The sequence below is a fragment of the Nocardioides segetis genome, assembly GCF_051390595.1.
Lineage (GTDB): Bacteria > Actinomycetota > Actinomycetes > Propionibacteriales > Nocardioidaceae > Nocardioides.
This window is the reverse complement of sequence record NZ_JBNINR010000001.1, coordinates 17,114-37,436: the sequence shown is the minus strand read 5'-3', so window position 1 is coordinate 37,436 and position 20,323 is coordinate 17,114. Positions and strand designations below refer to the sequence as shown.

General features: G+C 71.7%; 16 protein-coding genes. 8 read left to right on the top strand and 8 right to left on the bottom strand.

Features of this window, described 5'->3' with window-relative positions:
• Positions 1–180 precede the first annotated feature (180 nt).
• The 7 genes from ACPZVR_RS00175 to ACPZVR_RS00145 form a co-directional block, all read right to left on the bottom strand.
• Positions 181–2,760: a helix-turn-helix transcriptional regulator gene (locus ACPZVR_RS00175; RefSeq protein ID WP_436697540.1), complete on the bottom strand. Its 2,580-nt coding sequence runs from the start codon at positions 2,758–2,760 to the stop codon at positions 181–183.
• Positions 2,761–2,900: 140 nt separating this feature from the next.
• The gene (locus tag ACPZVR_RS00170; RefSeq protein ID WP_436697539.1) at positions 2,901–6,755 is read right to left on the bottom strand and encodes a DUF7507 domain-containing protein; all 3,855 of its coding nucleotides are present in this window, start codon (positions 6,753–6,755) and stop codon (positions 2,901–2,903) included.
• Between the two features lie 241 nt (positions 6,756–6,996).
• A complete protein-coding gene (locus ACPZVR_RS00165) occupies positions 6,997–7,194 on the bottom strand; it encodes a hypothetical protein (protein WP_436697538.1) in 198 nt (65 codons plus the stop codon).
• Positions 7,195–7,257: 63 nt separating this feature from the next.
• A complete protein-coding gene (locus tag ACPZVR_RS00160) occupies positions 7,258–8,979 on the bottom strand; it encodes a cation:proton antiporter (protein ID WP_436697537.1) in 1,722 nt (573 codons plus the stop codon).
• Between the two features lie 76 nt (positions 8,980–9,055).
• Entirely contained in the window at positions 9,056–9,706 is a 651-nt protein-coding gene (locus ACPZVR_RS00155) for a GTP pyrophosphokinase (RefSeq protein ID WP_436697536.1), read from the bottom strand.
• A gap of 73 nt (positions 9,707–9,779) precedes the next feature.
• On the bottom strand, positions 9,780–11,318 hold the full coding sequence (locus ACPZVR_RS00150; protein WP_436697535.1) for a S8 family peptidase: 1,539 nt from the start codon (positions 11,316–11,318) through the stop codon (positions 9,780–9,782).
• A 139-nt stretch (positions 11,319–11,457) separates the two neighbouring features.
• Positions 11,458–12,138, bottom strand: a complete 681-nt coding sequence (locus ACPZVR_RS00145) for a TetR/AcrR family transcriptional regulator (protein ID WP_436697534.1) — start codon at positions 12,136–12,138, stop codon at positions 11,458–11,460.
• A gap of 49 nt (positions 12,139–12,187) precedes the next feature.
• Between ACPZVR_RS00145 and ACPZVR_RS00140 the strand changes: the two genes are divergently transcribed.
• The 3 genes from ACPZVR_RS00140 to ACPZVR_RS00130 all read left to right on the top strand — a co-directional run bounded on the left by ACPZVR_RS00140 (position 12,188) and on the right by ACPZVR_RS00130 (position 15,930).
• Positions 12,188–13,774 carry an acyl-CoA carboxylase subunit beta gene (locus tag ACPZVR_RS00140; protein ID WP_436697533.1) on the top strand — a complete coding sequence of 529 codons (1,587 nt, stop codon included), beginning with the start codon at positions 12,188–12,190 and terminating at the stop codon, positions 13,772–13,774.
• A 109-nt stretch (positions 13,775–13,883) separates the two neighbouring features.
• On the top strand, positions 13,884–14,135 hold the full coding sequence (locus tag ACPZVR_RS00135) for an acyl-CoA carboxylase subunit epsilon (RefSeq protein WP_436697532.1): 252 nt from the start codon (positions 13,884–13,886) through the stop codon (positions 14,133–14,135).
• Positions 14,136–14,151: 16 nt separating this feature from the next.
• Positions 14,152–15,930: an acetyl/propionyl/methylcrotonyl-CoA carboxylase subunit alpha gene (locus ACPZVR_RS00130; protein WP_436697531.1), complete on the top strand. Its 1,779-nt coding sequence runs from the start codon at positions 14,152–14,154 to the stop codon at positions 15,928–15,930.
• A 79-nt stretch (positions 15,931–16,009) separates the two neighbouring features.
• Here the strand turns inward: ACPZVR_RS00130 and ACPZVR_RS00125 are convergent, their stop codons facing one another.
• Positions 16,010–17,299, bottom strand: coding sequence for an MFS transporter (locus tag ACPZVR_RS00125; RefSeq protein WP_436697530.1), 1,290 nt, complete (start codon positions 17,297–17,299; stop codon positions 16,010–16,012).
• Positions 17,300–17,344: 45 nt separating this feature from the next.
• On the opposite strand from ACPZVR_RS00125, the gene ACPZVR_RS00120 reads away from it, so the two are divergent.
• The 5 genes from ACPZVR_RS00120 (at position 17,345) to ACPZVR_RS00100 (ending at position 20,133) form a co-directional block, all read left to right on the top strand.
• A complete protein-coding gene (locus ACPZVR_RS00120; RefSeq protein ID WP_436697529.1) occupies positions 17,345–17,833 on the top strand; it encodes a winged helix-turn-helix transcriptional regulator in 489 nt (162 codons plus the stop codon).
• A gap of 16 nt (positions 17,834–17,849) precedes the next feature.
• On the top strand, positions 17,850–18,386 hold the full coding sequence (locus tag ACPZVR_RS00115) for a gamma carbonic anhydrase family protein (protein ID WP_436697528.1): 537 nt from the start codon (positions 17,850–17,852) through the stop codon (positions 18,384–18,386).
• A gap of 119 nt (positions 18,387–18,505) precedes the next feature.
• Entirely contained in the window at positions 18,506–18,871 is a 366-nt protein-coding gene (locus tag ACPZVR_RS00110; RefSeq protein WP_436697527.1) for a helix-turn-helix domain-containing protein, read from the top strand.
• 3 nt (positions 18,872–18,874) lie between these two features.
• Positions 18,875–19,225, top strand: coding sequence for a HipA N-terminal domain-containing protein (locus tag ACPZVR_RS00105; RefSeq protein ID WP_436698206.1), 351 nt, complete (start codon positions 18,875–18,877; stop codon positions 19,223–19,225).
• Positions 19,192–20,133 carry a HipA domain-containing protein gene (locus ACPZVR_RS00100; protein WP_436697526.1) on the top strand — a complete coding sequence of 314 codons (942 nt, stop codon included), beginning with the start codon at positions 19,192–19,194 and terminating at the stop codon, positions 20,131–20,133. The genes ACPZVR_RS00105 and ACPZVR_RS00100 overlap by 34 nt, the downstream gene beginning before the upstream one ends.
• Positions 20,134–20,323: the final 190 nt, after the last annotated feature.

Here is a 20,323-nt window from a genome sequence, read left to right as displayed (position 1 = left end):
AGACGCCCGACGAACAGCGCGGCGACCTGTCCCGGAAATGACGCGACCCGGGAGTCTCACCCGGGCCGCGTACTGGGGGGATGAGCCCCCTTTCGGAGGCCCGGTCCGATTCTGGGTGCGGTACGGCGCCCGGGAGCCTCGGGTGAGGTCATCTCACCCAGCAGTTCACCCGGGATCGGCTCACCCGGAGCCGTCGTCGGAGAGCAGGCCCAGCCGGATGCCCCGCTCGAGCGCGGCCTCCCGCGAGTTGACCCCCCACTTGCGGTAGATGCTGCGCATGTGCGACTTGACGGTCTCCGGCGAGAGGTGGAGCGCGGCCGCGAGGTCGCTGCGGCGGGGATGGTCGATCGAGGTGCGCAGCACCGTCAGTTCCTGCGCGGTCAGCGGGCTCACCTCGACGCCGGGGTCGATGGTGCCGACCACGTCGACGTCGAGATAGGCGCTCGCCGCGGCGCGACCGGAGTGCCGGGCGAAGTCGCGCAGCGCCTCGAGGTCCTTGCCGGGCACGTACAGCAGGTGGGCCCGGGCGCCGTGCTCGGCATGGAGCGAGGCGGCCCGGTCCAGGAGGGCGCCCGCTGCGTCCGGGTGACCGGCGCGCAGAGCGGCCGCGGCGCCGAGGGTGGCGAGGCCGGCGCGGGAGCGGATGCTGTGGCCCGGCAGCGACTCGAGGCGCGGTACGACGTGCAGCGCGGCAGCCGCGTCTCCGCCGGTCAGGCGGCTCAACACCTGAGCGGTCGCGAGCTGGCCGGGCCAGTGGCTGGAACGTCGCAGCAGCTCGGCGGCTTCGCGGCTGCGGCCCTCGGACAGCCAGGCCACGGCGAGCAGCCCGTGCAGCGCGCTGGTCCCGAAGTTCTCGCCGACGCCGGGCGGCGGGGGCGAGGCCTGCAGCGCGTCGGCGATCCGGCGGGCCTCGGGACCCGACTCCCCCAGCCCGAGGCGCGCCTGCAACAGCGTCCAGCTGAGGAAGGGCCAGAACTCGGCGGTGTGCAGGAAGGACTCGCAGCCGTCGTACTCCGCGAGGGCGCCGGTGAAGTCGAACTCGTCGAGCCGCAGCATCGCGTTGCCGATCCGGCCGAGCGCGTTGACGAAGGTGTGGGCGTGGTCCCGGGGCCAGGCGCGCGGATCGACCAGTCGCGCGGTGTGCGCGGCCTCGCGGGAGCGGCCGTCGATGGCGGACAGCCCGAGGCCATAGACGACCGTGTAGTTGCGCGACCACGGTCGGGTCGCGGTCGTGATCGCCCGCGCGACCACCTCGTGCGCGCGATCGAGCTCGCCGACCTGGAAGAAGGAGTAGCCGAGCTGGCGCAGCCCGATCGCCCGCAGCTCGATCAGCCGCCCGTCGTCGCCGATGTCGATGTCGTCGTAGAAGTCGAGCGCCGCCTGGGCAGCCGGCCCGGCCTCGAGGTAGCGGCCGACGTAGCGCAGGCACGCCGACTTCGCGACCCGCTGGAAGAAGGACGACGGCCGGTCCAGCGAGCGCCAGTCCGCCGGGGTCTGCTCGGCGGTGCGCACGAGGTACTCGACGGCCGCGCCCCGGGTCGCGGGGTTGCTGAGCAGCGCCAGCCCACGCGCGAAGGCCAGCGACGGGTGCTGCGCCAGGGCCGCCCGCGGGATGCGGCTCAGCTGCAGGTCGAGATGGTCGGTCGTGTAGCTCTCCGGCGCGCTGAGCAGGACGCTGCGGAAGATCCGACCGGCCAGCTCGTACCGGCCGGCGTCGACGGCCAGCTCCAGCGCCTGCTCATGCTCGTCGTTGTCATGCAGCCAGGTGGCGGCGATGCCCGCGCTGCGGCGATAGCGGTCGGAGTCGTTGTCGCGCAGGTCGCCGCGGACGGCCTCGCGCAGCGATTGGACGTACTGGAACACGGGACGGTCGGCGAGATACGGCACCCAGCGCCCGAAGCCACTCCACTCCAGCTGCTCCACGACCGGAGCGGCGTCCTCGAGACCGGTGAGGGCCTGGGCGAGCTCGAGGTCGAAGTACGGCGCCGCCGCGGTGTCGCGGACGAAGGCGGACAGTGCCGGGTCGTGCATCTGCGAGCTCAGGTCCTGCGCGACGATCGCCCGCCACTCGGCCGAGCCCCGCGCCGGTGGCCGCGTCCGGTTCCGCAGCGCGAGCTCGGCCGCGCGGATCGCGAGCGGGTAGCCGCGGGTGTCGTGGTGGACGTCCTCCGCGAGCCCGGCCAGGTCACCGGGCAGGTGCTCGGCGAACAGCTGGACGGTCTCCTCGCGGGTGAATCCCAGGTCGTGCTCGCCGACGAGCCGGACCGCGTCGCGCACCAGGTGCACCGGGTCCGCGAGCGTCGTCGCGGCGCGGGTGGTGACCACGAAGCGCAGGTGCGGCAGCTCGGCGGTGAGGCGCAGGATGTCGCCGTCGACCTGCGCGGTGGCGGCGCGCACGTGCTCGTAGGCGTCGACGACGACGGTCACGGGCCGGCCGCCCGCGAGGAGGTCTCGGAGCACGGGGACCGGATCGTCCTGGGCGCCGACGTCGTCGGAGACGACGTCGGCGCGCTCGGGAGAGAGGTGCCCGAGTCGACGGCCCGCGGCGATGACGGAGGTCCAGAACGCGCGGTCGGACTCGACCTCGGCGCTCAGGGCGAGCCAGACCAGCCGCTCCCCCGCCGGGCGGGGTCCGGCCGCCCACTGCCGGACCAGCGTGGTCTTGCCGTAGCCGGACGGCGCCTGCAGCACCGTGACCGGCGCCGGGTCGACGTCGAGCAGGTCGATCAGGCGGGGTCGGAGGATCGCACCGGCATGCACGGTCAGTACCTCGGGGGGAGAGGGAGGGCAGCTCGGGGGGAAGCCGCCCCGTGCATCGTGCCTCAGGGGAGCGGCCTCGAGGGCACCGGGGTGGCCGGCGGGCAAGCCCGCCGACCACCCGGTGCCCGGTTACCTCAGGGTCAGCCGATCGGTGTCGCGACCACCACGAGGTTCTTCGTGTAGTGGAAGCGACCGTTGGCGTAGCTCACCTTGCCGGTGCAGGTGACCAGGGTCAGCTGGTGCGCACCGGTCGTGGAGACCTCGGCGCCGGAGAAGCCCTTCTTCCGCGGCTGGGTGAAGACGCGGTCGATCCGGTACCTCTGCACGGTGCCGTCGCTGGCGCGCACGGACACGACCTGGCCCTTCTTCGCCTTGCGGAGCTTGCCGAAGGCGCCCGGTCGGTCCTTGCGGTCCGAGACGTGGCCGGCGATCACGGTCGAGCCCACCAGATCGCCCGGCAGGGCCGACTGCCCCAGCCAGCCGCCCCTGGCGACGTTGCCCGGGATGACCATCGAGCCCTTGCGCAGGCCCACCGTGTCGAGCTTGGCCTTCATGCCGAGAGCCTTGATCGCGACCTGGGCCGGGCGGACCTTGCGGCCCTGGACCGAGGCGTCGGTGCCGGCGTACCCGGTCTCGATCCGCACCTTGCCGTAGTCGGCGCGGTGCACCAGCGTGGTCTCCGACGGCAGGCCGCAGGCGTGGGTGGCCGCGAGGTTGCGACGGTCCGCGCCCGTGGAGACGACCCAGGTGTAGTAGCCCGGCTCCGACACCTTCACCGACGGGGTGTCGACGGTCCCGTCGGTCGGGGTGAAGGCGACCGTGCCCACCAGGTTCTCCGGCGTGCACATCGCGTCGGACGGCGTGGCGACCGGACCGTACAGCTGGGCGGTGCCCTGCGTGCCGCCGCCCGGCACCAGGCCGGTGACGGTGACGGAGTCGTGCAGCGCGACCGGCTTGGGCTGGCCGTTCTTGCCCACCTTCAGCGCGACCTTCTTCTCCGCGCTCGTCTGGATCGACGGGGCGCCGAGCGGACCGGTCGCGGTGTTCACCGTGTTCGACGACGACGTCACCGCCGGCGGCGTCACGCCACCGCGGGTCGGCCCGGTCGAGGTCACCGCGGCGGTGTTCTCGATCTTCTGCGCCTTCACGTCGGCGGCGGTGACCGTGTACGTCGCGGTGAACTTCTGCGAGGCGCCCGGGGCCAGCGAGGGCACGGAGGCCGGGGTGATGGTGCCCAGGCCCGGCAGCGGGTCCTCGACCGACACGTCGAAGGCCGTGGCCGTGCCGTGGTTGGTCGCGGTGAAGGTGTAGGTGATCACGTCACCGTCGTCGGCCTTGCCCAGCGGCACCTCGTCGGTGGTGATGGCAGCGGACTTCACCACCTGCACGTCCGGGTCGGCGGGCGCGATCGGCGTGGTCGTCGTGGTCGGCGGGCCGGCCGGGGAGGCGACCGGGTCGCCGTCCGGGTCGGTGCCGTTCGCCGTGGCGGCGTTGACGATCTGGCCGCCCTCGTCCACGTCGGCCTGGGTGACGGTGTACGTCGCGGTGAACTCGACCTCGTCCGTGGGCGCCAGCGTGGGGACCGTCGCCGGGCTGATGGCGCTCAGCCCCGGCAGCGGGTCGGCGATCGACACTCCGGTGACCGGCACGTTGCCCGTGTTCGTCACGGTGAACGTGTAGGTGATCACGTCACCGGCGTCCGCCTGGCCGGCGGTGCCGTTGTCGGTGGTCAGCGCCGCGGTCTTGACCAGCTCCAACGCCGCCAGGCGGGCCTGGACCAGGTGGTCCTCCACCTCGCCGCCGTCGGCGGCGCCCGTGGGCGCCGGGTCGGCCACCGTGCCGTCGAAGAGCCGGATCCGCAGGTAGCTGTCGTCCGCCAGCGCGGACGCGACCGGGAAGGTGAGCGTGTGGGTGTCGGTGCCGTCGTTGGCGGGGACGGTGATCACGTCGGACCGCTCACCGGCGTCGAACGCGCCGTTCTCGTTCAGGTCGATCCAGCCCGCCAGGGTCGCGGCCTCCGCGGTGTCGTTGGTGACCTCGACCTGGACCGTCGGCGTCTCCCCGGCGGTGACGAGCACGGCGCCGCTCAGGGCGTCCTCGTCGTCGCGGCCGGCCAGGTCGTCGCCGTCGGCGGTGGCGCCGGGGACGCCGTCGCTCTCACTGTCCACCGTCGCGCCCAGCATCAGGTCGGCGGTGCCGGCGCCGGCGTCGTACCCGACGATGCCGTGGGCCGCGGCCTCGCCGCCCTCGGTGCCGTACGACGCGGGCGCGTCGCCCAGGTCGTCGCACGAGCTGCCGAAGTTGTCGAGGAAGGTGATGTCGGGGCCGCTACGGCCCTCGGCGGAGACGATGAACCGGTCCAGGCTCGCCAGGATGTCGGAGAACTCGGTCGCCGTGGGTGCCGGCGAGCCGAGGTCCACGCCGGCCGCCGCCGAGAAGCCGGTGTGCCACAGGGTGGGGTCCAGGGGAACTCGGATCCGGTTCGGCGCCTGCGAGTTGAGCACCTGGGGACGGAAGTTGTAGTAGACGGTGCCACCGTTGGTGCCCCGCAGTGCGAGGTAGAGGTTGTAGCCGATGCCCGTGTCGTTGCGGTAGTCGAAGCGCAGCGTCGTGCCGAGCAACGCGCTGTAGTCGTCGGTGAAGCTGTTGGCCAGCAGTGCCGGCGACCAGAACTCGGTCCAGTTGCTGTCGAGGTCGTTCGTCCGCAGCGCACCGTCCGGGTTGCCGCCGGTGGCGTCCCAGCCCGAGCCGGAGGGCGGGATCACGACGGTGTTCGCGCCGCTGATGGTCGCGACGCGCCAGCCCTCGTTGTCGCTGTCGAAGGTGATCGGGGTGGCGCAGTCGCCGACGAGCGGCTGCGGCGGCACGATCGTGAGGGTCGACGTGCCCGGAGGGTCGATGCCGACCGTCGGGTCGACGTTCGAGGGGCCGTTGGTGAAGGTGTCGCCGACGGTCGCGCCGGGGGTGACGACGTCGATCGACAGCGTGCACGAGGCCTGCCCCGTGGTCAGGTCGCCCGTCAGCGCGACGCTCGTGTCACCGGCCTGGCCGCCGGCGGTGACCGCGCCGTTGGCGCAGGTGGTGGCGAAGTTCGGGGTGGGAGCCACCTCCATGCCGGCCGGCAGGGCGTCGGTGAATGCCCAGCCCGCCTTCGCGGCGAGCTCGGAGGTGTTGGTGACCGTGAAGACCAGCGTCGTCACACCGGCCGGAGCGGCCGTGGGGCGGCTGAACGCCTTGTCCAGCTGGGGGGTCGCGTCGAGCACCTTGATGTCGTCGAAGGCGTGGTCGTTGCCGCCGCCGCTGCCCTGCTGGTTGCGCAACACGACGCCCAGCTCAGTGCCCGTGAACAGGATCGAGTCGTCGGAGACGAGCTCGCGGCTGCCGTTGGGGCACGGATCGAGCGCGGCGTCGGTCACCGGGATCTCGGCGTTGCCGTCGTCCAGGTAGAACCGCAGCAAGGGATGCGCCGCGTGACAGTTGGTCACGCCGACATTGACCGAGAAGGTCAAGAAGCGGTTGTCCACAGCGAGCGGGAGCGGCGAGGCCGTCCGGAACTCGACCAGGCCAGGACCGGGGTCTCCTGCCGTGTAGGCGGCCACGGCGTGGTTCACGTTGCTGGGCGTGCTTCCGTTGAAGGCGCCCAGGGAGTCCGCGAGTCCACGGAGCTGCGAGAAGCCGCCAGTGTTGCCGACCGCCTGCTGTGCAGCGTCAGTCGACGTGCCGTCGAGCACGAAGCCGTTCTGGTTGGCCGGGTTGGCCCACTGGCCCTCGGCGGAGTAGGTCTCGCCGTTCGCGCCGACGTAGTCGCCGAGACGGACGACCTCGCCGTCGGCCATGTCGTTCTCGAAGTCCTCGTGGAAGATCACGACGGGGTCGGAGGGGACGCCCGGGTCACCGGGCGCGGCGGAGGCGGGCGGCGCCAGGGCCACCGTGGGTACGACGGCCGCCGCGCCGGCGACGAGCGCCAGCGAGAGACCGGGCAGGAGCTTCTTCAAGGTGGGGGGACCCTTTCCGAGTCGGTGCGGGAGAGCAGGGCGCAGCCCTCGTTCCGAGTGGCGAGGTGGAGCGGCCCGGCACCACGGATACCGACCCGGCCCGACGGGGGACACGGCATCGACCGCGATCTCCCCCGACATCTCACCCGCGGTGAGGTAACGGTTCAGCCGGCTGAACCGCCGAGCCCGCGCACCGCCCGCGGACGCCCCGACGGGGTCACCCGAGGTCCGGGCGCCGCCGTCATCGCCCGCCGGTCCGCGACAGGGTCTCGCCGAGGCCGGCCAGGACCCCGCACAGGTGGGTCAGGATCTCGATCTCGGGCTCGTCGGCGAGCCGCGAGCGGGGGTCGTCGATCTCCCGGCGCAGGCGGGCGAGCCGGTGCTCGACGAGCGCGTCGAACTCCGTGGTGCGCCGGACGACCGGCAGCCCGCTGTGCATGGACGAATGGTGGGCACGCCCGAGGTCGGCGCGCAGGCGGTCCGGCGGTTGTCACCCCGGATGTCACCCGGTCGCGGAACCGAGCCGCTGCTCCTCGCGGTCGAGGATCGCCTCCACCTGCTTGTAGGTCTCGGTGCTGAATGCACCGACCGAACGCTCCCGCAGCAGCCCGTCGCGCAGCGCGTCGACGTAGCGGCGCTGGATGATGAACACCTGCTCCCGCTGCCCCGGCCGGCTCGCCGCGCCGCGGCGTACCCCGGCCAGCAGCATCGGTAGGAAGCGCTCCTTGAGCAGCTCCACCACCTCGGGGTCGAGGGGCTCACCGTCGATGCGCTGCTCGTCGAGCGGGCCGAGGGCGTCCGTCGCGTCCTCGCCGATCTGGCGCATCAGGGTGAGCACGTCGTCGCGTCGGTCGGCGGGGTCGTCGGTCGGGAACCGCATCCGGCGGATCAGGGCCGGGAGGGAAAGCCCGAACAGGGCGAGCGACACCATCGCGACCAGGCAGGCCACCAGCACCACGGTGTCGCGGTGCGGCGTTCCGCTGGGGATGGTCTGCGCCGCGGCCAGGGTGACGACGCCGCGCATCCCCGCCCAGGCGAGGACGAGGTAGCCGCGCGCGGTGATCGGCTCGCGCTCCTCGAACGCCACGTCGGCATTGGCCCGCGCGATGCGCCGACGGGCCCAGCGCAGCCGGTTCTCCTCCCGGTCGTCCTTCGGCTCCCAGGTGGAGACCTGCTGCTCGATCTGATCCAGCCGCTCCCGCATCCGGGTGCTGCGGTCGCCGGGACCGAACCGGCCCATCAGCGCCGGCCAGGCCAGGCCGGCGAAGCGCAGGGCGACCAGTGTCGCCAACACCAGGCTCACCATGCCGACCACCTGGCCGACGCTGGTCTCGGCCCGCGCGTCGTCGACGAGGGCGGGCAACTGGTAGCCGAGGGCGAGGAAGACGCCACTCTCGAGGATGAAGTTGATGGTCGCCCAGGTCGTGGTCTGGGTCTGCCGGTCACGGGCACTGAACCTCTTTGCTCCGCTCGCTCCGGTGACCAGGCCGGCCACGACCACGGCCAGCACCCCGGAGGCGTTCACCTCCTCGGCCGGCACATAGGCGAGGAAGGGGGTGATGAACGAGATCGTGGTGTTGAGCACCGGGTCGTCGAGGCGCTGGCGCACCAGGACGGTCACCCACGCCACGAGCCACCCGACCAGACCCGCGCCGACGACCGCCCAGGCGAAGCTGCCGATCGTGCCGCCGATGCTGAAGGCGCTGGTGGTGCCGACCACGGCGACCGCCGTACGCAGGACCACCAGGGCGGACGCGTCGTTGACGAGGCTCTCCCCTTCGAGCACCGTCATCAGCCGCGGCGGCAGCCCGACCCGGCGGCCCACCGCGGTCGCGGCGACCGCGTCCGTCGGGCTCACCACCGCACCCAGCGCGATGGCGAGTGCCAGCGGGATCGCCGGGAACACCGCATGCACCAGGACGCCGACGCACACCGACGAGACGATGACCATCACGACCGACAGCCAGCCGATGAGGGACAGGTTGCGACGCAGGTCGAGCACCGGCAGCTGGACGGCCGACGCGTACAGCAGCGGCGGCAGCACACCGGCGAGGATCAACTCGGGATCGACCTCCAGGAGCGGCGTCCCGGGAACCAGGCTCGCGGCGATGCCGAGGGCGACCAGGAGCAGGGGTGCCGCGACACCGGTACGCCGCGCGAACGCGGCCGCTGCGATGCTGATGGCCAGTCCCGCGCCGGCGATGACGACGAACTCGTGGCTCACCCGGTCGAGCCTAGGGAACCACTGATCAATCTCGCCTGCTGCGCGCCGCGACATCGATCAGCGCTTCCCTAGGGACTCACCCGTGCACGATCCGGTGCAGCTCGGCCATCCGGGTGTCGAGGTCGTGGGCGACCCGGGCGGCCGCGGACAGCTCCTCGACCAGGTCGCCGGGCACGTCCTTGTCGTACTTGTAGTAGATCTTGTGCTCGACGCTGGCCCAGAAGTCCATCGCCACGGTGCGGATCTGCAGCTCGACCGGCACGGTGCGGGCGGTGTCGGAGAGGAACACCGGGATCTCGACGATGGCGTGCAGGCTGCGGTAGCCGTTGGGCTTGGGGTTGGCGACGTAGTCCTTGATCGCGCGCACGGTGACGTCGGGCTGCGTCGTCAGCATGTCGAGCACCTGGTAGGCGTCGGCGATGAAGCTGCACACGATCCGGACCCCGGCGATGTCGGTGATCTGCTCGCCGATCGCGTCGAGGTCGAGGGGGCAGCCGATCCGTACCGCCTTGGCGCGCAGGCTCTCGGGGGTCTTGAGGCGTGAGCTCACGTGCTCGATCGGGTTCCCGGTCCCCCGGAAGGCGAGCTCCTCGCGCAGGATGTTGATCTTGGTGAGGATCTCGTCGAGGCCGAACTTGTAGTTCATCAGGAACGGGACCAGCGACCGGTCGAACGCGGACGGGTCCTCGGCGGACTCCTCGCTCGGCGGCGCGCTGGTCGTGGTCACGCATCGAGTCTGCCTGGTGACCGGTGACCGCCGGAAGGCGGCCACCGGTCGACCCGGGTCCCCGGCTCCCGGGTCAGCTCACGGCGTCGAGCGCGTCGACCACGCCGTCGCCGTAGTAGCTGTTCTCGGCATCGGTGCCGACACACGGCGCTCCGGCCGTCGTCGTACCGCAGGGGTGGTCGTCGGCCTGGGCCCGGAGCCGGGCGACCAGCTGCGCCGGCGACCGGTCGGGGTGCACCGACTTCATGAGGGCGAGCACGCCCGCCACGTGCGGCGACGCCATCGAGGTGCCGTTCTTGAGGCCGTAGCCGTTGTCCCTCACGATGGTCGACAGGATCCTCGAGCCCGGGGCCGCGACGTCGATGACGCCGAGACCGCGGTTGCTGAAGCCGGAGAGCCGGTTGTCCAGGCCCGTCGCGGGGAACCGCTCGAGCGACGACACGGTCACGACGCCCGGCAGCTCGGTCGGGATGTCGTGGCAGCCGTTGTTGATCGTGCGCTGGACCGGCACCTCGGCGTCGTCGGGGCTGCCGTTGTCGATCGTCTTGTTCGCCAGGTCGTAGGCCGAGTTGCCGGCCGCCGCGACGTGCGCGACGCCCTGGCCGGTGGACCAGGCGACCGCGCGGCGCACGGCCTCCTTGGCGGCGTACTGGTCGGGCTGGTCCTCGCAGTAGAACTCGAAGGGGTCGACGTAGTAGCTGTTGTTGGTGACGTCCATGCCGTGGCTGCCCGCCCAGACAAACCCGCACACGGCGTACTCCGGGTAGATGAAGCCCGCGTCGTTGACGACCTTGACCGAGGCCATCCGTACGCCGGGCGCGACGCCGACGATGCCGGTGCCGTTGCGCGCAGCGCCGATGGTGCCGGCGACGTGGGTGCCGTGGTCGCTGGTCGTCGGGTACCAGCCGGTCGGTGAGGTGTCCGGACGGCCGGCGTCGCTGCAGTTGACCGAGGCGGCGACGTCGATGTTCGCGGCGAGGTCCGGGTGGTCGGGGTCGATGCCGGAGTCGAGCACGCCGACCAGGACGTCACGGGAGCCGTCGGTGATCGCGTGGGCCTGGTCGGCCTTGATCATCTGCATGTCCCACTGCTCCGCCTCGCGTGGGTCGGGGACGACGGCGAGCGTGGCCTCGGCCCCGACGTCGCCCTCCGTCCGCGGCGCGGCCGTGCGGTCCTGGCCGCGGCCCGGTCCCCAGGGGGCCTGCACACCGTCGGGCGTGCCCTCGCTGACCGGGACGGAGCGGGTCGCGCCGACCGACTCGAGCGCGTTGCCGGCGTACGCCTTGACGTCGTCGCGGAAGGCCGCCCGGTCGCTGTGCGCGACCACGACGCCGATCTGCGGCCAGGTCTGGACGACGACGCCGCCGGCCCGGACGACCGCGCGCTCGACCAGGCGGGTCTGGCCGGGGTTGGCCTTCCTCGCGTTGAGGAGGTACGCCGACACGACCCCGTCGGGGGTGCTGAGCGGCACCGGGGTCGACGGGGGGCCGTCGACCGTCGCGCCGCCGGGCGCGGCGACAGCGCCGGACCCGGTCACGGACAGGCCGGCCAGGGTGAGGCCGGCCGCGACCGCGACGCTGGCGGCACGGAGCCGCCGGTTGAACTGAGGCATGGATCAACCCTTCCGAGAGAGAAGGCGCGGATGTGCGCCAGGCCACATCCTGTCCTCTCGGAGGCGCTCTTGGCGAGAGATCCCGTCGTGAAATCTCAGTTCAGCCGGACCGGATCCGGCAGCACCCGGCGCGGACCGATCAGAGCGAGCGGAGCTGCTCCGCGACGGTCCCGAGGTCCTGGTCGGTGCGGACGACGACGATCGCGCCGGGTGCCGCCGGTGCGGGGCCAGGCTGTGGGGCGAAGAGCGCGTTGACCTGGGCCATCGCCTCGTCGATCTCCACGTGCGGGTCCTCGCACTCCTCGCGCAGCCAGCGGCGCAGCACCCGGTTGTGGGCCGCGACCACGGCCGCGGCCATCAGCTCGCCGCGGCGCTCGGACTCCTCCGAGCCGTCGCCCCAGGCGCTGATGTACTGCCGGAACAGCTGCTGGTAGCGGGCGCCGCTGATCAGCTCGCGCTCGCGGAGCGCGGCGACGGTGGAGGTGAGCTGGTAACGCCGGCGCGCCAGCGGCCCCTCGGCGATGTAGTGGAAGAGCACCACCCGTACGGCGTCGGACACGGCCAGGATGGCGCTCTTCTCGGTCGAGGCGGCCAACCGCTCCTCCACCGCGGCGAGGATCGCGTCGTGGTCGGGGAAGATCACCATCTCCTTCGACCCGAAGAGCCGGAAGAAGGAGCTGCGGCTCACGCCCGCGGCGGCGGCGATGTCGTCGACGCTGGTCTCGTCGTACCCGGACTCCGCGAACAGCCGGAAGGCGGCGTCGACGATCGCCGCGGCAGCACTCCTGCCACGCCGGTCCTCCTCGCGCGATTGCGTCACACCCCACCCCCCTTGTGAACTCCAGTGTCAATGGATGATACTCAGTTTCATGACGGAGATCGACCTGCACACGACGGCGGGCAAGCTGGCGGACTTCGACCGCCGCACCGACGAGGCCGTGCACGCTCCCGCCGCCAAGGCGCAGGAGAAGCAGCACGCCAAGGGGCGCAAGACCGCCCGCGAGCGCATCGAGCTGCTCTTCGACGAGGGCAGCTTCGTCGAGCTCGACGAGTTCGCGCGCCACCGCTCGACCGCCTTCGGCCTCGAGAAGAACCGTCCGTACGGCGACGGCGTGATCACCGGCTACGGCACCGTCGACGGCCGCCAGGTCTGCGTCTTCTCGCAGGACTTCACCGTCTTCGGCGGCTCCCTCGGCGAGGTCTACGGCGAGAAGATCACCAAGGTCATGGACCTCGCGATCAAGTCCGGCTGCCCCATCATCGGCATCAACGAGGGCGCCGGCGCCCGCATCCAGGAGGGCGTCGTCTCGCTCGGCCTCTACGGCGAGATCTTCAAGCGCAACGTGCACGCCTCGGGCGTGATCCCGCAGATCTCGATGATCATGGGCAACTGCGCGGGCGGGCACGTCTACTCCCCCGCGGTCACCGACTTCACGATCATGGTCGACCAGACCTCGGCGATGTTCATCACCGGCCCCGACGTCATCAAGACCGTCACCGGCGAGGACGTCTCGATGGAGGAGCTCGGCGGTGCCCGGGCCCACAACACCAAGTCGGGCAACGCCCACTACATGGCCTCCGACGAGGAGGACGCCTTCGAGTACGTCAAGGCGCTGCTGGCCTTCCTGCCGCAGAACAACCTCGACGAGGCGCCGTCGTACGACGAGGCGGCCGACCTCGAGGCGACCGCCGAGGACCTCGCCCTCGACACGCTGATCCCGGACTCCCCGAACCAGCCCTACGACATGCACGACGTCATCACGACGATCGTCGACGACGGCGACTTCCTCGAGGTGCAGCCGCTCTTCGCGCCCAACATCATCGTCGGCTACGGCCGGGTCGAGGGCCGCTCGGTCGGCGTCGTCGCCAACCAGCCGATGCAGTTCGCCGGCACCCTCGACATCGACGCCTCCGAGAAGGCCGCCCGGTTCGTCCGGTTCTGCGACGCCTTCAACATCCCGGTGCTGACCTTCGTCGACGTCCCCGGCTTCCTGCCCGGCGTCGACCAGGAGCACCTCGGCATCATCCGCCGCGGCGCGAAGCTGATCTACGCGTACGCCGAGGCCACCGTCCCGCTCGTGACGATCATCACCCGCAAGGCCTACGGCGGCGCGTACGACGTCATGGGCTCCAAGCACCTCGGCGCCGACATCAACCTGTCGTGGCCCACCGGCCAGATCGCCGTGATGGGCGCCCAGGGCGCGGCCAACATCGTGCACCGCCGTACCCTCGCCGAGCTCGAGGCCGCCGGTGGCGACGTCGAGGCCAAGCGCGCCGAGCTCATCGACGAGTACGAGACGACGCTGGCCAACCCCTACATCGCGGCCGAGCGGGGCTACGTCGACGGCGTCATCAAGCCGTCGGAGACCCGCGCCGAGGTGGTCAAGGCGCTCCGCCTGCTGCGCAACAAGCGCGAGGTGCTGCCGCCCAAGAAGCACGGGAACATCCCGCTGTGAGCGCCGAGCCGTCGCGTCTGAACGCCTGAGAAGCGCCGACCCGTCGTGTTCAAACGCGCCGGGTCGATGCTCAGACCAACCGAAGCCGAACCAACACAGGGAGGACGGCATGACCGAGGAGCTCACCGACGTGGCGAGCCGGGCGGAGTCTTCGCCTCTCTTGCGCGTCGTCACCCCCGGCACCACACCGGAGGAGGTCGCCGCGATCGTCGCCGTGCTGTCCGCGCTCGGCGGTGGCGCCCCCGCGCCCGAGACGCCACGCTCGGAGTGGACCAACCCGGCCCGCCGCCTCCGTCGTACCGCCAGCTCCCACCCGAACCCCGGACGCGGCGCCTGGCGCGCCAGCGCCCTGCCCCGCTGAACTGGAAGGCCACACCATGTCGTTGAAGAAGGTCCTGATCGCCAACCGCGGCGAGATCGCGGTGCGGGTCATCCGTGCGGCCAAGGACGCGGGCATCGGCTCGGTCGCCGTCTATGCCGAGCCCGACGCCAACGCGCTCTTCGTGCGCCTGGCCGACGAGGCGTACTCGCTCGGCGGTGCCACCCCCGCGGAGACGTACCTCGACATCGCCAAGATCATCGACGTCGCGAAGCAGTCCGGCGCCGACTCGGTCCACCCGGGCTACGGCTTCCTCGCCGAGAACGCCCAGTTCGCGCAGGCCGTGCTCGACGCGGGCCTGATCTGGATCGGCCCCTCCCCCACGGCGATCGACGGCCTCGGCGACAAGGCGAAGGCCAAGCAGATCGCCCTTGCCGCCGGCGCCCCGCTGGCCCCGGGCCTCAAGGACCCGGTCAAGGACGCCGACGAGATCGTCGCGTTCGCCAAGGAGCACGGCCTCCCGGTCGCCATCAAGGCGGTCTTCGGCGGTGGCGGTCGCGGCCTCAAGGTCGCCCGCACCCTCGAGGAGATCCCGGAGCTGTTCGAGTCCGCCACCCGCGAGGCGATCGGCGCCTTCGGCCGCGGCGAGTGCCTGGTCGAGAAGTTCCTCGACAAGCCGCGCCACGTCGAGACCCAGTGCCTGGCCGACTCCCACGGCAACGTCGTCGTGGTCTCGACCCGCGACTGCTCGCTGCAGCGCCGCCACCAGAAGCTGGTCGAGGAGGCGCCCGCGCCGTTCCTCACCGACGAGCAGAACGCCCGCCTCTACGAGTCGTCGAAGGCGATCCTGCGCGAGGCGGGGTACGTCGGCGCCGGCACCTGCGAGTTCCTCGTGGCCGCCGACGGCACCATCTCCTTCCTCGAGGTCAACACCCGGCTCCAGGTCGAGCACTGCGTGTCCGAGGAGGTCACCGGCATCGACCTGGTCCGCGAGATGTTCCGCATCGCCGCGGGCGAGGAGCTCGGCTACGACGACCCGGAGATCCGCGGCCACTCCATCGAGTACCGGATCAACGCCGAGGACGGCGGCAACAACTTCATGCCCGCCCCCGGCACGCTCACCGCGTGGAACCCGCCGCAGGGCCCCGGCGTGCGCGTCGACGGCGGCTACGAGGTCGGCGAGACGGTCCCCGGCGCGTTCGACTCGCTGATCGCCAAGCTGATCGTGACCGGGTCGAGCCGCACCCAGGCGATCGAGCGCTCGCGTCGGGCGCTGTCGGAGTTCGAGGTCGACGGGATGCCGACCGCGATCACCTTCCACGAGGTCATCGTCAACGACCCGGCCTGGGTCGGCGCCTCGAACCCGTCGGGTGAGGGCTCGTTCGACGTCTACACGACGTGGATCGAGACCGACTTCGACAACCAGATCACGCCGTACGGCGGCGCGGCGGCTGAGGCCGAAGAGCAGGGCGAGAAGCAGAAGGTCGTCGTCGAGGTCGGCGGCAAGCGGATCGAGGTCGTGCTCCCCGCCGGTCTCGGCGGGCTGGGCGGCGGCGCGGCCGCCGGCGGCGCGAAGAAGCCGAAGCGGGCGGGCGGCAAGAAGGCCGGCGCCGCGGCGTCCGGCGACTCGGTCACCTCCCCGATGCAGGGCACCATCGTCAAGGTCGCCGTCGAGGAGGGCCAGGCGGTCGAGGAGGGCGACGTCGTCATCGTCCTCGAGGCGATGAAGATGGAGCAGCCGCTCAAGGCCCACAAGGCCGGCACCATCACCGGCCTCTCCGCGGAGGTCGGCGCCACCATCGGCAACGGCGAGGTCGTCTGCGAGATCAAGGACTGACCCGACCCGTCGCAGATTGAACTCTGTCCGGCCCTGACCCGGTGCAGATTGAACCCGGATCAACACCGACCCGTCGCGTTCAAACGCGACGGGTCGGTGCAATTCGGGCGCCGGGTCGGGCGGACACGAGGGACAGCACGGCCGCGACGGCGCAGAGGGCCGCGCCACCCCACCAGGCCCAGGTGTAGGCCCCGAGGGTGTCGCGGATGACGCCGGCACCGAACGCCGCGACGGCGGCGCCGAGCTGGTGGGAGGCGAAGACCCAGCCGAAGACGATGGTGCCGCGCTCGCCGAAGGCCTCCCGGCACAGCGCGACGGTGGGCGGCACGGTGGCGACCCAGTCGAGGCCGTAGATCACGATGAACAGCACCATGCTCGGGTGGACGGCGTCCGCGAGCAGGCTCGGCAACAGGAGCAGGCCGAGACCGCGGAAGAGGTAGTAGGCGACGAGCAGGACGCGCGGGTCGAAGCGGTCGGTGAGCCAGCCCGAGGCGATGGTGCCGACGATGTCGAAGACGCCGACCACGGCCAGCAGGCCGGCGGCGGTGGTGGCGGACATCCCGTGGTCGTGCGCCGAGGGGATGAAGTGGATGCCGATGAGCCCGTTCGTGGTCGCCCCGCAGATCGCGAAGGCGCCGGCCAGCGCCCAGAACGACCGGGTCCGGGCGGCGTACGCCAGGCCCTCGAGCGCGCGGCGGGTGGCACTGCCGGTGACGGCAGGCGGCGGCGTCCAGGACACGTCCGCGCCGTACGGCAGGACGCCGCGTTCCGCGGGGTGGTCGCGCAGCACCAGCCACACCACCGGTACGACGACCAGGGCGGCCGCCGCGATGACGAGCGACGCCGGCCGCCAGCCCGCGCCCTCGGCCAGTGCCGCGACGATCGGCAGGAAGACGAGCTGCCCGGTCGCCGAGCCCGCCGTCAGCACGCCCATCACCAGCCCGCGGCGTCGCTCGAACCAGCGGTTGGCGATGGTCGCCGCGAAGACCAGCGCCATCGAGCCGGTCCCGAGCCCGATGAGGACGCCCCAGGTCACGAGCAGCTGCCAGGACGCGGTCATCAGCACGCTGCCGCCCGCACCGAGGGCGACCAGGGAGAGGGCGCCGGCCACCACCCGACGGATGCCGAACCGGTCCATCAGCGCGGCCGCGAACGGCGCGGTGAGCCCGAACAGGACGAGGTTGATGCTCACCGCCAGCGACATCACGCTCGTCGACCAGCCGAACTCGTCGTGCAACGGCACCATCAGCGCGCCCGGGGCGGCCCGGAAGCCCGCGGCGCCGATGAGGGCGAGGAAGGCGACCGCGGCCACGCCCCAGGCCGGATGGAGACCGCCGCGCGTGGCGGTCGGAGTGGAGGTCGCGGTCATCGAGCAGGCTTTCTTGAGCGAAGTCAGACCGGTACGCTAGCACGCATGGCCTTGCGCTCCGACTGGTCGGCCGACTACTGCCCCGTCCGCCGCTCGCTCGACGTGCTCGGCGACCCGTGGCTGCTGCTGATCGTCCGCGACGTCCTGCACGGCAGCGGCCGGTTCGAGCAGCTGCGCGACAACCTCGGCATCTCCGAAGCGGTGCTCAGTCGCCGGCTCCGCGCGATGCGCGAGGCGGGACTGCTCGACACGGTCGACTACGTGCGCGACGGGCGCACCCGGCAGCGGTACGTCGCCACCGAGGCCGCCGCCGACCTGCTCCCCCTGCTCCACCAGCTCGCGATCTGGGGCGAGAAGCACACCCGCGAGCCGCCGGGCGGCGGGCACATGACCCTGCGCCACGAGCCCTGCGGCCAGGAGACGACCCGGGCGGAGACCTGCAGCGCCTGCGGGGAGCGCCTGGTGCCCGAGGACATGACCTGGGTCAAGCCGTGGCGTGGGGCGGAGCACCGGCTGCGCGGCGCCGGAGCGTGAGCTCTACCGTGGGCGCGTGTTCCTCTACGAGTTCGAGGGCCGGCGGCCCCAGGTCCACCCCGAGGCGTTCGTCGCGCCGACCGCGACCCTGATCGGCGACGTGCGCGTCGAGAAGGGCGCCAGCGTCTGGTACGGCGCCGTGCTCCGCGCCGACATCTGCACGATCATCGTGCGCGAGGGCTCGAACATCCAGGACAACTCGGTCGTCCACGGCGCTCCCGACGTCGTCGTCGACATCGGGCCGAACGCCACGGTCGCCCACGGCTGCGTGTTCCACGGCGACGCGATGGGCGAGAAGTCGCTGCTCGGCAACGCGAGCACCATTCTCGACGGCGCCACCATCGGCGCGGGCTCGTTGGTCGCCGCCGGCGCCGTCATCACTCCCGGCACCGCGATCCCCGAGGGCGTGCTCGCCGCCGGGGCGCCGGCCGAGGCGAAGCGGCCCATCGAGGGCACCGGCGCCCAGTTCTGGATCGAGACCAATGCGCCCTACTACGCCGACCTCGCGCATCGGCACCGCGCGGGCGTCGTACCGGTCGACGGCAACTCCTGACCCACTACGTCCTCGTACAAGGACGTTGCCCACCTGTCTTCGTACGAGGACATTCGCAGGTTGTCTTCGTACGAGGACAGAGAGATGATGTCCTCGTACGAAGACACCAGGAGACGCGGATGCCCGACATCGAGATTCCCGACTGGACCAAGCTGGGATCGACGGTCCGCTCGGAGCGCAAACGCGCCGGCCTCACCCAGCAGGCACTCGCCGAGCGCGCCTCGCTCTCCCGATCCTGGCTCGCCCGCCTCGAGGCCGGCCACCGCACGGCAGAGCTCGAGAGCATCATGCGCCTGCTCCGCGCCCTCGACCTCACATTGGTCCTCCGCCGGGCGTCCGCCGACGACGAACCGCCGACGCCGGCGGGGCCGAACGACCCGGCGTACGCCGCCGCCCTGGAATCCCTCCTGACCCGGCGCTCTCGCGACATGGATGCTCGGTCTCGAGCCTGGACCGCCACCGAGCGTCGAGATGACGATGGGTGAGCGCTGACCGTCCCCCTCTACGGTCAGCAGGTCGGGCACCTCGACCGCACCGACTCCGACGATCCCGACTTCACCTACACCGCCGAGTACGCCGCGTCAGGCCGCGCCCCGCTGTCATCGCGCCTCCCCATCGCGCCGCGGACCTACCGCTCCGATCGCATCCTCCCCTACCTCCGCGGGCTACTTCCCGAGAACCTCCAGACCCGCCAGCAGTGGGCCGCCCGCCTCGGCACCGCACCGCACCGGATGATGCCTTCGGCCTCCTCGCGACGATGGGGTGGGACTGCCCGGGAGCGGTCCAGTTCACCCCGGAGGGCCGTGTGGAAGAGCTCCATCAGCGTGCGGCCGACCTGACGCCGCTGACCGAGCACGACATCGCGGACCGCCTGCGCACGCTGCAGGATCAGCCCGCCTCCTGGACGATGCCGGGGGAGCACTGGTCGCTCGGCGGGCAACAGGAGAAGTTCGCCCTCACCTGGCTCGAGGACCAGTGGCACGAGGCCGGCGGCTCGGCTGCGACCACCCACATCATCAAGCCCGGCATCAAGGTCTTGCACCACCAGGCCCTCGTCGAGCACGTCACCATGCGCGCCGCCGCTGCGACCGGCGTCAGCGTCGCGGACAGCCGGCTCCTGCCCTTCGAGGACCAGTGGGCGATCGTCATCGACCGCTTCGATCGGGTGACCGTCGTCGACAAGGTGTTCCGCCTCCATCAGGAGGACTTCTGCCAAGCGCTGGGGCGCCTTCCGGAGAGGAGGTACGAGTCGGTCGGCGGCCCCGGCCTCCGCGACATGGCCGACCTGGTCCGCAAGCAGATGACGGATCCCGAGGACGACCTCCGCGCCCTGGCCGACTTCGTGGCCGTCAACCTGGTCGCCGGCGCCCCGGACGGCGATGCCAAGAACATCTCGCTCGTCCTCGCTCCCGACGGCAGTCGCTCGATCGCCCCGCTCTACGACCTCGCGACGGGGCTGACCTACGACCCCGAAGCCGTCGAGCGCACCGTCGCCCTCTCGATCGGCGGCGAACGGATCGTCAGCAGGATCCGGGGGAAGCAGTGGCGGAAGGCCGCCGAGATCCTCAAGCTCGACACCGACCTCCTCACCCAGCGCGTCGCAACGATGGCCGAGACCTTCCCCGAGGCATTCGAGACCGCGCTTGCGGAGATCGCCGATGCACCGGGCACTCCGGAAGTCGCCGAGCGCACCTTGCCCACCCTTCGACAGCACTGCTCCGAGGTTCTTGCACGCCTGGACGAGTGACCTCGGCAGCCGCAACATCACGGCGCCCTTGTCGGGGCGATGTCCAGCAACAACTGCAGGTGTCGGCTCCGATCGGTCGACGGAAGAAGTCGACAGGGACGATCGGTGGTCGAGGTCAACTCCTGACCCGAACGCCCGGGCTGGCTCGTCGACATCTGACGAGCCGGCGGCCGACCCCGTCCGGTCCTCT